Below are 14307 nucleotides of genomic sequence, written 5' to 3' on the forward strand. Positions count from 1 at the left end.
GACTTTCCTTCGAATGGGAAAATCACCGCTGAAGCTCAATGCTCACAATTAGGCTTGAGCCCCTGGGAGCAAAACGCCATCAATCAATCGTGCAGAGTCATCGAGCAGAATCGCTGCCTCGCGTTCCTTAGCTACCTTCCCGGTTCCACCAAGGTTACGGTCGACAGGGCGTTCGTACAAGGCGGCTCCGCCGTGCATTCCTTCGAGGATGCGGTCGAAACCAGCGGTCTCGCGGGCAACCGCGCGTCCTCGCCAAACATCCACTGCGCTTTCACCAGACTCGACTCGCAGCGCCTCGACGAAGGCCGCAGGGTGAACAATGGCGACCAGCGCGGAGACGTGTCCGAAACCGAGCGAGGTAACCAAGCCAGCCTTCGGCGCCCTGCTGGATAGATCTAGCGGCTCACGCAGCCACACGAAGTGCTCGTTCTCGGCCAACACCGGGTCGACGCAGTCCAGGCTTCGGTTCGCGGGAACAAGGCCAGTGCGCAGCACCTGGGTCATTCCGATGATCTGGAACGCAGCCGCGCCACCCTTCGCGTGACCGGTCAGCGTCTTTTGAGAGATGACGTAAAGCGGGTTGCCGTCCGTGCGTCCAATCGCCCGAGCAATGCGCTCGTGCAAGTCGGACTCGTTTGGATCGTTGGCGGTGGTAGAGGTGTCGTGCTTGGAGATCACCGCGATCTCGTCGGCACGCACACCCACCTTGCGCAACTGCTTCGCGAAACGGGACTCTACCCCGCCACGAGCGGCGCCCAAGGCTCCCAGACCAGGCGCTGGGATGGAGGTGTGGGCACCATCGGCGAAGGACTCGGCAAAGCCGACCACGCCCAGCACCGGTAGGCCCAGCTCAGCGGCCAGCGAGCCACGGGCCAGCAGGACGGTGCCACCGCCCGCGGACTCGACGAAGCCTCCGCGGCGGCGGTCGTTCGCGCGGGAGAAGTAACGGTCATCGATACCCTTTGCAGCCATCTCGCCGGAGTCTGCGGTGGCAGCCATGTCACCAAAGCCCGTGATTCCTTCGACCGAAAGGTCATCGTAGCCACCAGCGACTACGAAGTCGGACTTGCCCAGCTTGATCTTGTCGACGGCCTCCTCGACGGAGACGGCCGCGGTGGCACAAGCAGCCACGGGATGAATCATCTGGCCATAGCCACCGACGTAGGACTGCATGACGTGAGCTGCCATGACATTGGGCAGCGCTTCCTGCAGGATGTCGTTGGCACGAGGCTCCGCCAGCAGTCGATCAATGTAGAGCGATCGCATGGATTCCATGCCGCCGAGGCCGGTGCCCTGCGTGGAGGACACACGAGCCGGATGGATATGGGCGAGCAGCTCCGCAGGGTTAAATCCAGAGGAAAGGAAGGCATCGACGGTACACACAATGTTCCACAGTGCAACGCGATCCAGGTTGTCACACATGTCAGCGGGGATGCCATAGACCGAAGGATCGAAGCCTTCAGGGATCTGACCGCCCACGAAACGACTCATCGCCATGCGGCGCGGGACGCGCACTGCCGAACCGGCCTTGCGGGTGACGATCCACTCCCCGGTCGCCTCGTCGAAGGAGGCGGTGGTCAACTCCGGCTCGGAGTCAACAAAGGTCTTCGCCGCTTCCTTGGAAGAAACATTGAAGGACAGGTCCTTGTCGAGGTAGATGGTGGTCAGCTCCGGCGCGAGATTGTCGACCATGCCGAAGTCGTCGTGATAGCGGCGCACGCCGACGCGAGCGAGTACTTCATCGTGGAAGCGCTCGTAAATCTCTTCTTCGGCAATAGCCTCATCGTTGGCGTCGTACCAGCCCGGCTTCGGGTCCGTATCCCAATGGATCAGACCCATAGTCCAGGCAAGCTCTACCACGCCTGCTGCGGAAAGATCCCCGGTGAGCTCGGCGTCGAAGCGGGTACGCGCGCTACCCCACGGCCCAAGCTCACCAGCGCCGACGATGACGACCATCTCGTCCAAATCCTGCGAGACCTGACCGGTAAAATCGGGCGTCGTTTCGGCAACGGGGCGATACGGGCTCGGCAACGCCTGGACGGTAGCGGGGACGTCTTCTTCCCCACCGGCCGCGTCACGGGTCGCGGCGCGAGCAAGTTCGGCGAGGTTGATGTCATTGTCACCCAAGCCACCTGTGAAGTCAGCAATGACCGGAGCCTTCGCCGCAGCCGCTCTTACCTCCGCAGTAACCTGCTTGATGAGGTTTTCGGCCATCTCCTCGGTAGAGAAGGTCGTGACCCCTGCCGCCTCGACTGCGGCGACCAGTGGATCGTTGCCGCCCATCAGTCCCGTGCCCCGCACCCATCCGATGAGCACGTGGGCGAGTGAGGTGAGTGGCTTCCAGCTCAATTCCGCGTTCCAGCGAGTAACTAGTGCGTCCAGGGAGGCCTTGGCCTCGCCATAGGCGCCGTCGCCGCCGAAGCGTCCGCGGTTCGGGGAGCCTGGCAATACCACGTGCAGGCGCTGCCCGACGTGGGTGTCGGTGCCGATGGCGGACAGGCCAGCGATGAGTCGCTCGACGCTCCAGAGCAGCAGTCGCATCTGCATCTCCGTCTGAGGCCCGACCTCTTGGAGCGAGCCGGATACTCGAGGTGCGGCAAACGGGAACAGCAAGGTTGGCTTGAGCGCCGGCTTGATGAGCTTAGTCGCGCCATTGACGGTCGCGGTCTGCTCATTGCCGATCCAGTTAATGAGGGCATCCAGATCCGCAAACGAAGACAAGTTGGCCGGAACCACCCACAAGGCTGCGTTGCCGCGCGCCGACGTGCGGTAGGCGCGCTTGTAGTATTCGAGGCGAGAGTGCGAAAGCGAGGACGTCGTCACGATCACGGTCGCGCCTTCTGCCAGGAGCTTTTCGACGACCGCTGCCGCGATCGAGTTCGGGGAAGCACCAGTGACGACCGCGATGTCTGTGGCATACGCCAATGGCTGGGTGTCTCGTGCCTGCGCGGCAAGTTCGGGAAGACCAAGGTAATCGGCTTGGCGGGCCACGGATTCCCCGGCGCCGGTCAGGTCGAGTTCGCTGGCGTCTAGCACGCCTGCCGCAACGCGGCTGACGTCTTCGCGGGCGCTGGCCCAGCGATCGTCGATAAGCACCGCCTTATTCTCATCAAAGGATGGGGAGACCAGGCGTGGCCAGTCTGGGCCGAGCTCCGCGGAGACCAGCTCGAACAAAGCGGCATCAGCGTCCGCGTCATCGAGGTCCGCACCTGCTGCCTCGTCATTGAGCCCAAGGTTGTTGAGGATGGTTCGAGCCGTAGCCGCCAGCACGCCCTCCTTTCCTGTCACCGCCTCAAGCGCTGCGGAATCTACCATTGCCCCACCGGCGCTCGCCCCGCCGCCGGGCAGGGAGACGCTCACGCCGCGGGCTGCCGCCACGGATTGCACGGCGGCATCGATGAGAGCGTCAAGTTCGCTCGCGTTGGATGGCGCAGCTGGCTGCAGGGTCGCGAGGTCGCCGCCACGCAGGGAGGCTCCCTCGCGCGCACCGATGACCACCGCGGCGACCACGTGATCGGCCCAGCCACTTCCCAGTTCCCAGACCCCGGTTACTCGCTCGGCGATGTATGCGGGGCGCTTGCCCGTGGGGCCGGTGATGCGGCGCAGGGCGTCGGCCGCGGAGTCGGAAAGCACGGGGCCAAAGGCCTTGTATCCCTTCGCCATGCGGGACACGGTGGCCTTGAGGTCATCGAGCTCGGCATCGGCCGCGCCGTCGATGGCACCCAGCCCAAATTCCACGCCGAGGTCCAGCAAGAGCTGGTTGCAGCGGGAGGAGACTCCCTCGACCAGGGCTTCGATCGAGTCGCTGGAACTCATCTGGTCTGGTCGGACCTTCGTCCACAACGCGATGAGCATTTCGGTGGCGTCAGCCGGGGTGAAGGCGATATCGTCTGGACGTGGACCGCCGCTAGATGCGGCCACCGGCGCCGGCGCGGCTTCCACCGGGATTGGGGTAGATGCGGTTGCCACATTCTCTACCGCCTCGGCCTCTTGCTCGGGGTGGTCTACCTCGAAGGTGTATTCGTCGGCTGCAAAAACGACGGCGCGCTCGCGCTCGACGTTGAGGATTTCAAGTTCGCGGCCCGCGTACTGCGGCATCGCCACCGTCTGTGCCATCATGTTGGCCAGCGTCGGGGCGGCACCCACGCCTACTTCGACGAAGCGCTCCGCCCCCAGGCCGCCGTGCTCGGTGGAGCGCAGCAGCAAATCCTGAGTTTCAATCCAGCGTACCGGGGAGGCAAACTGCCAGGCCAGCAGCTCTACCAGCAGCGTTCGGCCAAGCTTGACCGGGTTTTCGGCATGGGCGGCGAAGTTGGAGACGATGTCCTTGACGATCGGGGCGTCTACGACCTCGAGGATGGAACGCGCGAATTCTTCCGTGAGCTCGAAAGGCCGAGCCACCAGATTCGGGATGTAGCGACCGACCAGGGTGTCTAGGTCGATGTTCTCCGGGATCAGGGAATCGAGGTGCTCGCGGAAGTCGTCCACCCCATTGAGCAAGTGAGTGGAGTGGAACGGCACGTCGATGCCCGGGATAATGACCAGGGCACGCTGGCCGGGTGCCTTGGATTCGGCGTCAGCGCCCAGGGCTTCCAGGCCCTTGGCGGTGCCTGCGACGGCGTACTGCTTGCCGGCAAGGTTGTAGTTGACGATCTCCAAGAACTCGCCGGATTCCTCGGCCACGCCCGAGACGTAGTCGAAGACAGTGTCGGCGTTAAGCCCCATCTTGTGCGGGCGCAGGGCAGCCAGACCATAGTTGGAGTTTCCGTATTCATCACGCTCGACGAGGCGATGCATGGTAAGGCCGCGGCGGTAGACGATCTCCACCACGTTTTCCAATGTAAGCACCGCAGCGTAGGCGGCCAGCGCGTTGTATTCGCCCACGGAGTGTCCAGCAAACCAGGCGCGCTGATTGAGCGCGTGCGCCTCTCGCATTTCGGCAATCTGAGCTACGCCGAGAGTGGCCATGGCAACCTGGGTGAACTGCGTCAGGAACAGCACACCCTTGGGGTGGTGGAACACCTCACCGTCGACGACAACCTCCTTGGGGTTGTTCTGAACGATTTCCAGCACAGAAAAGCCCAACTTGCTGCGGGTGTGGCGGTCGGCGCGGTCCCAGACCTCGCGCGCTGCGGCGGAGCGGGAACGCGCTTCCATGCCCATGCCCTGTGACTGGATGCCCTGTCCGGGGAATGCGTAGAACGTTGCCGGTGCGGCCATCACGGCGGTGGCGGTGAGCACAACCTCTCCATTGACGGTCGCGGTGACTTCTCGCACCTCGCCATGGTGGGCGCGGGTGTCGAGCCCGGAACGCTCCACGAGGAACTCCACCTGCTGCCCCGGCAAGACGGGGGCGAGCATGGTGGCGGTGTATTCCACGACGCGGGAGGCGGCCGTGGTGACGTTGTCGTCGGTGTAAGCAGCAGCGGCGATCAGCTCGGCGACGGCGGAGGTCCACATGCCATGGACGATGACGCCGTCGGGAAGACCCGCCAGCTTTGCCGCGATCTCAGAGACGTGGATCGGGTTGCGGTCACCGGAGACGATGGCGAACGGCTTCATCGACGTCGGCGCGGTGACGGTGGCGTGCGCCCGGAAGGAGCGCGGCGCATCGACATGGGTGGGCAGGGCGGAGGTATTGGTGCGCGCGGTGGACTGACCGCGGCGGCCGCGGATGGCCATGCGCTCGGACAGCTTTGCCAGCGGCTTGCCGTTGGCGCAAAGCTCTGCGCGAACAACCACGATGCGTCCGATTTCGGTGTCAACGACCTCTTCTGCGCGGGCGGTGACGTCGATGTTCGTGCCGTCAACCAGGGAGTCGGCAAGCGGTGCCTGCACGGTGAGGTGGTGTTCGAGGTGGACGAGGCTGAGCATTCCTTCGACGACGCTTGCGGAGTCTGTGCCGGGGATGGTGGCCGCGCGCACGGCGGCGAAGATCGCGGGCCAGGCGTAGCCGACGAGAACGTCCGGCGCCGTGCCTGCCGGGGTGATGGCCTGTGGCAGACATCCCGCGGTGACGTTGGTGTAGTCGGCGACTTGGGCGGCGTCGACGGTGGTGTGCCAGGTGATTTCGCCGTTTTCTTCCGTCCCCAACGTGCCACCGGCAGCGATGCGGGTGAGCTCGCCCATCGCTGCCTCCGCGTCGGCCTGGGTTACCTGTGGGACGGCACCGCCGGGCGCGTCGTTGTCCACGGTGAGGCGAATCCGCAGGCTGGCGTTGGTGCCGTGCGCGGTGGAACCTGCGAGCGGGACGGTGAGCACGGCGTGGGTGGCATCTTCTGCCACCAGGTTCGCACCTGTGGTCGCATGCGTTGCCACGCTGTGGTCGTCGGAAAGCTGCCATGCGTCGACATCGCCGAGGCGCTGGATGAGGGAGGTTTGGTTGCGGCCTGCCCAGTAGGTGCCTGCGGCCCCCAGGATGCGCGTGATGAGTCCGCGGTCGGTTTCGGTGACCTGTTCGCCGCTGGCGCTGAGGCGGTCGATGGTGGCCTGGTTGAAGCGCTCAAGAAGTTCTGCGACTGGCTCGTTGGCCTGAGTGATGCCAGCTACTGCGGCAATACCTGGGATGATGGCGACTTGATCGGCATCATAGCGCTCGTCGTGGGACTGCCACAGGGAGTCCGAGCGCCACCAGCGGCGCACGTCCTTGTCGATGACAGGCACGAAGTTCACGGGCTTGCCCGGGGTGCGGGCAAGAGAAAGGAACCAGGCGCGATCGGCCGGATGCAGCGTAACGGTGGCGTCGTAAAGGTCTGCAAGCTTACCGACGGCCACCTGCGGGTCTTCCTCCACGCCCAGCGTGACCTGCGGGGTGAATGCGCCGTGGTCGAGGTCGATGAGGCGAGCCTCGGCGCGCTCGAGCATAGAAACGAAGCGCTTGTACCAGGAGATGTCAGTCCAGGCCCCCCGATAAGGACCGGACAGCTCCAAGTAGCGGTTGAGCCACTCCAGGTAGGTCATGCCTTCGAGGTCACCGAAGTAGGGCTTTGCGGTCTTCGCGATAGCGGCAATAATCTCCTCGCGGCGGGCGGCCACGGCGGCCTCGTCGCCTGCGACCTCGTCGAGCAGGCGCCCGGCCTTGGCGAAGGAGTTGTCAATCTCGTGGATGTCGGCGCCGAGCTGGGAGCGCCCGGAGGCCATGCCGCCTGCGGCCTTGCCAGCACCTACCCACCCGTCGATGCCCGCGGTCTCCACGAGCAGCTGCTTGACGGACTCGGAGGTGGTTGCCTCCTTGGTGGCCATGGCTGCGGTGCCGATGAGGATGCCGTCGACGGGCATGGCGGGCAGGTCGTAGGCCGTCGCCCAGGAGCCGGTGAGGTAGTCGGCCGCTCGTTCCGGGGTGCCGATGCCGCCACCGACGCACAGGACCACGTTGTCTTGGGCACGGATGTGCTCATAGGTAGACATGAGCAGGTCGTCGAGGTCTTCCCAGGAGTGGTGGCCGCCGGCCTTGCCGCCTTCGAGGTGCATGATGATCGGGGTCTGCGGAACCTCAGCCGCGATGGCGAGTACGGCGCGCACCTGCTTGACCGCTCCCGGCTTGAATGCGATCCACGGGAACCCACCGGCGCGCAGCTCCTTGACCAGCGCCACGGCCTCGTCTTTTTCCGGGATACCCGCTGTGATGACGATGCCGTCGATCGGGGCGCCGGCCGCACGGGCCTTGGGTACGAGGCGTTTGCCGCCGATCTGCATCTTCCACAGATAGGGATCCAGGAACATGGAATTGAACTGGGCGTTGACGCCCGGGGCCAGCAGGGTGCCTAGCTCGGCAAGGTGGGCCTCGAGGATCTCCGGGGTGACCTGGCCACCACCGGCGAGCTCGGCCCAGTGGCCGGCGTTGGCTGCGGCGGCGACGATCTTGGGGTCGACGGTGGTCGGCGTCATACCAGCCAGCAACATGGGGCTGCGCCCCGTGAGCTCGGTGAACCTGGTGGCAACGCGCACCCGGCCGTTCTCGCGCACCAGCTTCGGAGCGAATGCCGAGTACGGGGTGGGCAGTGACGGGGCGCGCCCGGTGTCAAAGAGTGCGGATTGCCCCTCGTCGCCGTCCACGGCGAAGGTGGCGGCACCACTGCCTGCGATAAGCGGCGTGGTCAGCGAGGTAACGCCGCCGCCTGGGCCGACGTCGAGTAGCCAGAGCGCCCCTTTGTCGAGCGCGCGGTTGACCTCGGCCGGCCAATCGGTTTCGGTGACGAGCACCTCCTGGGCGTTGCGGCGCGCCAATTCGGTATCGAGGCCTGCGGCCTGAGCCCATTCGACGATCTGCTCAACGCCAGCCTGCATGGCCGGGTGGTGGAAGCCAACCTGGACCGGCAGCGGGGTGAAGGTGGGTGCGAAGGGCTTGCCGCCGCGCTCCTTGTTGTCGATTGCGCGGGCGTCCTTGGCTGCACGTGCTGCGAGGTAGTCGAGCACGCGCTGGTTATCGGCGGGGCGGCCGACGAGCACGTAGGCGGTGCGACCGTTGCGCAGTCCCACCACTGGCCGGATGGCCTCCTCCATCGCGCCGCAGGTCGCGGTGATGGCCTGCTCCAACTGCGCACGGGTGATGCCCTCGATGGCGATCATCGGCATGGCCTCCCCTTGTGCGATGAGACCCGTCTGGCGGGCTCGGCGGGTGATTCCCGCGCCGATGAGCTGGGCAATGGCGAGGACCTCTGCCGCACGGGTGAGGTCTTTCAAGGCGCTAACCCCCAAGCAGCCCTGCGAGTGGCCGATGGCGATGCTCGCGGCGTCTAGGTCCAGTCCCTGGGCTTCGAGCTGGTCAAGGACCGCGAGCTGGGCGACGAGGATTCCCGGCACGCTGATCGCTGCCTGACTGGTGTCCAGATTCAGCTGTGAGGCGTTGACCCACCCGATCGGATCGAAGCCCCATGGGCGGGTTCCTGCGAGCTGGTCAGCCACGGGCTCGAGCAAGACTGCTGCCTGTTCGACGAGGGGAGTGATCGTGCGTCCGGCACCGTGTGCGACGGCGGTGCGCAAGGTGGCTACCCAATCGAAGCCCTGGCCGGAAAAGATGAGGCCGAAGGGCTGCTCGTTGCCTGCGCCGAGGCGAGCTACGAGGCGGTCTGCTCCTTGAACCTGGATGCTGTGTTCGGTCACCTGGAAATACTCCTGTTTGACGTGTGTTCGACGATTCTTCGGTCTCGTGTGTCCGCGCATGCGAAAAATGGCATGGGTGGATCACGGAAAAACTTTTGCCCACCTAATATGCCACAAAAGGTGAGGGTTTTGTCATCTTTTGCAGGCCCGGTCGTGTCCTAAATCTCATTCTTGAGTAAATATGCACAACCTGACAATGCCGCAAAAACCGGCATTTAGCTGCGCATTATCAGCTCGATCGCACGCTGTGCCGATTCCAGCTCGGCGCCGGGCGCCTCGGCCACATAAATCTCGCAGGCCCCCGGCTGCTCAACTTCGGCGCTAATGGTGATTCCTTTGTCCGCAACGTAGTCATCGAATTCGCGGGAGATACTCATGAGCGCTCATTGTAGCCCCCGCATCTTTTCATTACGGCTGGCCAGACACGTTCGCGCGGCGTGACGTCATGCAGTGCGCTTTCCGACGACCACAGGCCGCCACCCCCATGAGCATCACAAAGACCCGAAAGCATGCAACGCGCACGATGCCGCAGAACGCGGCGCGGAAACGACCTCACCAACGTCGGCAAGCTCCCTGTTATTCAACGAGGGGACATTGAAGGCGACAGTGCCCAGCGCCACAATATTGACTACCTCGCCCATATAATCGTCGCGATCCCGAGTCCCTTCCACACTGGCGGACCGCAAGGCATAAGACCATGCCCCCTGAAGCCAAGGCCGGTTTAAATCGGCCGAGCGGATCCAATACGGAGTTTCGCAAGAAGGACGTTATGAGATACAGGTGCCCGTCACAGCGTTTTCAATGGGCGACAATAGGCGTGTACGACCTGCACCTTTGAGCGACGCTGGCAGGCCACGCCATGTCATGTCCGCTACCCTGTTCCGTTCTTATTGTTTTCCCAATTCTTGCGGGACAGCTGCGGGACGCGCCGATCCCACAGGAAACGAAAAAACAGCGTTTACAAATGTAAACGCTGTTGTGGTGCGCCTGGGGAGACTTGAACTCCCACGTCAAAAGACACTGGAACCTAAATCCAGCGCGTCTGCCAATTCCGCCACAGGCGCGGGCACGGTTTCCCAGTATAAAGGGTCAACGCGCGCTTAAGCCAAATCGGCCCCTTCCCATGCCGGCACCCTCCCCCTGCCAGGGGTTCTTTTTGCGGGTGAAGGACTCATACTTTGGTTGGACTAAGGTAAAGTGTCCCCTTGTGAGTTCCCAACCTTCCGGCGCACACGTCGACAAGTCAAGCGCAACGCCAGCAAAAAGATACAAGGTGCGTCTGTGGCACCTGCTGTTTCTCGCCGTGCTGGTGATCGCCACTTTCGGCCTGGCGTGGTGGCAGTGGACCCGCTATCAATCCGGCAGCGGCACCTTCCAGAATTTAGGCTACGCCTTCCAGTGGCCGATGTTCGGCGCTTTCTTTGTTTTCGCCTACAAGAAGATCTTGGAGTATGAAAACGAGAAATATGCCATCGAGCACGGGGAACTCAATGAGGGAGCTGGGGTCGCGGTGCCGGACACCGCCGAGGAGGAAGAAGCTGCACCGCACGCGCGGCCGTATGTGGCGCCCAAGCGCGACGCCGGCCCGGAGGAGATCAGCGAAGACTTCCTCCCCAAGCGTCCGCAGATGAGCGTCGAGGAATTCAACAGGCAGTTCGAACCGCGTCGTCGGAAAGCACAAGGCACCGAAAGCGACCGCGACGAGACTGCTCGCTAATTCACATAATAGTTAGGAACGAAATGACCAATCCGACCATTCACCCCGATCGCAAGCGCCGCGTTGCGCAGGCGTTGAAGTTGTACTCCGTGGCCGCCTGGGTCACCGGTATCTGGCTGCTCATCCTCGTGGGCCGCATGATCCTCGAGTACGGCTTCAACATGGATCTGCCAACGTGGGCGCGCTACATCGGCCAGGTCCACGGCCTGTTCTACATGCTGTATCTGGTTGCCACGCTGAACCTGGGCACCAAAGCCCGCTGGGATCCAACGAAGTGGGTCGTAACCGCACTGGCCGGTACCATCCCCTTCCTCTCCTTCTTCGTTGAGGCCTGGCGCCGCAAGGAGGTTACCCAGGCTTTCCAATTGGACAAGGCTTAGACTACGTCCACAACGACAATCGCCGCCCCATGACTATGCATAGTGCGGCGATTTGTTATTTCCCTGCTTCGCTTTTCTCGACGAGTTCGGCGATGATCGGCACCAACTGTGCCAACGCGCGGGCGCGGTGGGAGATGGCGTTCTTTTCTGCCGGGCTCATCTCGGCGGAGCTGCGTGCGGTTCCAGCGGCGTCCTCCTCGGCGGGGACGAACAACGGGTCGTAGCCAAAGCCGTTGACGCCGTGCTCCTCGCGCAGCAGGCGCCCCGGCCAGCGCCCCTCCACCACGTGCTCGTAGCCATCTGGGGTCACCAGCGCGCAGACGGACACGAAGGCCGCCTGGCGGCGCTCGTCGGGTACGTGCGCCATCTGCCCCAGCAGGAGATCGTTATTGGCCTGGTCATCGCCGTGCGACCCCGACCAGCGGGCGGAAAGCACCCCCGGCATGCCGGAGAGCTCGTCGACGGCCAACCCGGAGTCATCGGCGATGGTGACAAGACCCGTGTGCACCACTCCGGCGCGAGCCTTGATCAGCGCGTTGTCGGCGAAGGTACGGCCATCTTCCACAGGCTCGGGGTAGGCGTCGACGGCCGACAGCGGCACAACCTCCACCGAGCTAAGACCCGCATGGTCCAGGATGGTGGCCAGTTCCTTGAGCTTTTTTGCGTTATTGGAGGCAACCAGGATTTTCATCAGATCCCCAGCGCCGCCTTCTGCGCCTCGATGAGCTCGCGGCAGCCCTTGGTGGCGTAGTCGAGCAGCTCGCCGAGCTGGGCGCGGTTGAAGGTGGCGTGCTCGCCGGTGCCCTGGATCTCCACGAACTCGCCGGATTCGGTCATGATCACGTTCATGTCCACCTCGGCACGGGAGTCCTCCTCGTACGGCAGGTCCAGGCACACGTGGCCGTCGATAAGCCCCACGGAAACGGCCGCAACAGGCGGCAGCAGCGGCTCGCCGGGGACCACGCCGGCCTCCTTCAGGTGGGCGATGGCGTCTGCGAGCGCGACGTAGGCGCCGGTGATCGACGCGGTGCGGGTGCCGCCGTCGGCCTGAAGCACGTCGCAGTCAATGTTGATGGTGTTCTCACCGAGCTGGGACAGGTCCACTGCGGCGCGCAGGCTGCGGCCGACAAGGCGGGAAATCTCGTGCGTGCGCCCCTTGACCTTGCCCTTCATGGATTCGCGGGGCATGCGCTCGTGGGTGGCGGCGGGCAGCATGGCGTATTCGGCGGTCAGCCACCCCTCCCCGGAGTCCTTCTTGAAGCGGGGAACGCCGAACTCAACGGAGGCGGTACACATCACACGGGTGTTGCCGAACTCCACCAGCACGCTGCCGGCGGGGTTGGTGGTAAAGCCTCGGGTGATTTTGACGGTGCGCATCTGGTCGGTGGCGCGCCCGTCGGCGCGGCGAAACGTTGTAGCTGAAGTCATGTTCTTCACACTACCCTGCCCTGTTAGAGTTCCAACTCCAGCCCTTGGGCACCGTAGATGACTTCGCCGTCAAACTCGCGGCGGGCAGCGGCGATGGCCACCTCCGGATCCCCCCACGGCGGGATGTGGATCAAAACCAGCTTCTTCACCCCGGCCAGGCGGGCGATGCGCCCGGCCTCCTCCCCGGACATGTGCATGTTGGCTGGCTGCCCCTGGCCGTTATCGCCCCAGGTAGCCTCGCACAAGAACACATCCGCCCCGCGGGCGCACTCAATCAGCTGCGGGGTGTAGGCGCTGTCCCCGGAGTAGGCCAAGACCGCGCCGGAGTGGTTGTCGACCACGCGCAGCCCATAGGTCTCAATGGGGTGAATCATGGGATACGGCGTGATGCTGACGGCGTCGACGAGTTCGGTGCGCCCGGCCTCCCAGGCGGAGAAGGCAAAGGTATCAGACATGTCGTCGACCTCATCGATGTGATCGGCGCTCATGCGCCCGAGGTGGACGGGAGCATCCTTCGGCCCTAGGCACAGGTTGCGGCCCTTGGCGGGCGCGGAAGGATGGAATCGACGCCAGACCATAAGCCCGGGGAAATCGAGGCAGTGGTCGGCATGGAGATGGCTGAAGACAACGTGAGCGTCACAGGGGTCCTGGACTTCCTGCATGGCCGCGAGCACACCGGGGCCGATGTCCACCAGGACACTGGGGGCGTTGTCAAAGGACAGGAGGTAGCCGGAGGCGGGATTTCCGGGCTGGCCCATGGAGCCGGAGCTTCCGAGAATGGTCAGCTTCATGCGTTTTACTTTTTCATGCCATCGAAGGTTTTGGGGAATTTTTCACTATTTTTGCTTGGTACATTACACGCCACGCGCCTGCTCGACGTGCGTCACATGCGGACCGAGGAAACGGGTAGCAAGCTGGGCAAACACCTCGGGATCCCCGGTGGATTCGAAGATTTTGGTCGGCGTCGGGTTGTTTTCTTCGTCGGCAAGCAAATCCAGCTCGGTGAGTTTTCGCATCACGTCTTTTGTGGTCTCTTCCGAAGAAGACACCAGCGTGACATTATCCCCGATCGCCAGCTGAATGACACCGGTCAGCAGCGGATAGTGCGTACACCCCAAAACCAGGGTGTCCACGCCTGCTGCCTGCAGTGGCTCCACATACGCTTGGGCCACCCCGAGGATCTGACGTCCGGAGGTGATACCACGTTCGACGAAATCCACGAAGCGCGGGCAGGCCTGCGCATAGGCCTTAACGGTGGGATTGACGGAGAAAAGATCCTGGTAGGCACCGGAATTGATGGTGCCTTTCGTGCCGATCACGCCTATCTTGCCGTTACGAGTGGTGGCGATCGCGCGGCGGACGGCGGGCTGGATGACCTCGATGACGGGCACGTCGTAACGCTCGCGGGCATCGCGCAGACAGGCCGAGGAGGCGGTATTGCAGGCGATGACAATCATCTTGCAGCCGCGTTCGACCAGCTCGTCGGCAATCGCCAGGGAAAACTCGCGCACCTGCTGGATCGGGCGCGGACCGTAGGGGCCGTTTTTGGTGTCGCCGATGTAGATGACCGATTCGTTCGGCATCTGCTCGATGATCGTGCGCGCCACCGTCAGCCCGCCCACCCCAGAGTCGAAAATGCCGATCGGTGAGCCTGGGGTGATTGCCTGTTCCACAACGTTT

General features: G+C 63.7%; 8 protein-coding genes and 1 tRNA gene. 2 read left to right on the forward strand and 7 right to left on the reverse strand.

What is annotated here, in order from left to right:
• Positions 1-48: 48 nt before the first annotated feature.
• The 3 genes from PAB09_RS10320 to PAB09_RS10330 all read right to left on the reverse strand — a co-directional run bounded on the left by PAB09_RS10320 (position 49) and on the right by PAB09_RS10330 (position 10166).
• The gene (locus PAB09_RS10320; protein WP_271033580.1) at positions 49-9102 is read right to left on the reverse strand and encodes a type I polyketide synthase; all 9054 of its coding nucleotides are present in this window, start codon (positions 9100-9102) and stop codon (positions 49-51) included.
• A gap of 215 nt (positions 9103-9317) precedes the next feature.
• The gene (locus PAB09_RS10325) at positions 9318-9479 is read right to left on the reverse strand and encodes a hypothetical protein (protein ID WP_271033581.1); all 162 of its coding nucleotides are present in this window, start codon (positions 9477-9479) and stop codon (positions 9318-9320) included.
• 602 nt (positions 9480-10081) lie between these two features.
• Positions 10082-10166, reverse strand: a tRNA-Leu gene (locus tag PAB09_RS10330).
• A gap of 209 nt (positions 10167-10375) precedes the next feature.
• Here PAB09_RS10330 and PAB09_RS10335 point away from each other — a divergent pair.
• Both PAB09_RS10335 and PAB09_RS10340 read left to right on the forward strand, forming a co-directional pair.
• Entirely contained in the window at positions 10376-10819 is a 444-nt protein-coding gene (locus tag PAB09_RS10335; protein ID WP_442873751.1) for a hypothetical protein, read from the forward strand.
• 23 nt (positions 10820-10842) lie between these two features.
• Positions 10843-11199: a DUF3817 domain-containing protein gene (locus PAB09_RS10340; protein WP_271033583.1), complete on the forward strand. Its 357-nt coding sequence runs from the start codon at positions 10843-10845 to the stop codon at positions 11197-11199.
• Positions 11200-11254: 55 nt separating this feature from the next.
• Here PAB09_RS10340 and rdgB read toward each other — a convergent pair whose 3' ends face one another.
• The 4 genes from rdgB to murI all read right to left on the reverse strand — a co-directional run bounded on the left by rdgB (position 11255) and on the right by murI (position 14300).
• Complete coding sequence (gene rdgB / locus PAB09_RS10345; RefSeq protein WP_271033584.1) at positions 11255-11890, reverse strand: RdgB/HAM1 family non-canonical purine NTP pyrophosphatase; 636 nt, start codon at positions 11888-11890, stop codon at positions 11255-11257.
• Entirely contained in the window at positions 11890-12627 is a 738-nt protein-coding gene (gene rph, locus PAB09_RS10350) for a ribonuclease PH (RefSeq protein WP_271033585.1), read from the reverse strand. The genes rdgB and rph overlap by 1 nt, the downstream gene beginning before the upstream one ends.
• Positions 12628-12650: 23 nt before the next feature.
• Positions 12651-13418, reverse strand: coding sequence for an MBL fold metallo-hydrolase (locus tag PAB09_RS10355; protein WP_271033586.1), 768 nt, complete (start codon positions 13416-13418; stop codon positions 12651-12653).
• 63 nt (positions 13419-13481) lie between these two features.
• Entirely contained in the window at positions 13482-14300 is an 819-nt protein-coding gene (gene murI, locus PAB09_RS10360) for a glutamate racemase (RefSeq protein ID WP_271033587.1), read from the reverse strand.
• Positions 14301-14307 lie beyond the last annotated feature (7 nt).

This window comes from Corynebacterium sp. SCR221107 (assembly GCF_027886475.1).
Lineage (GTDB): Bacteria > Actinomycetota > Actinomycetes > Mycobacteriales > Mycobacteriaceae > Corynebacterium.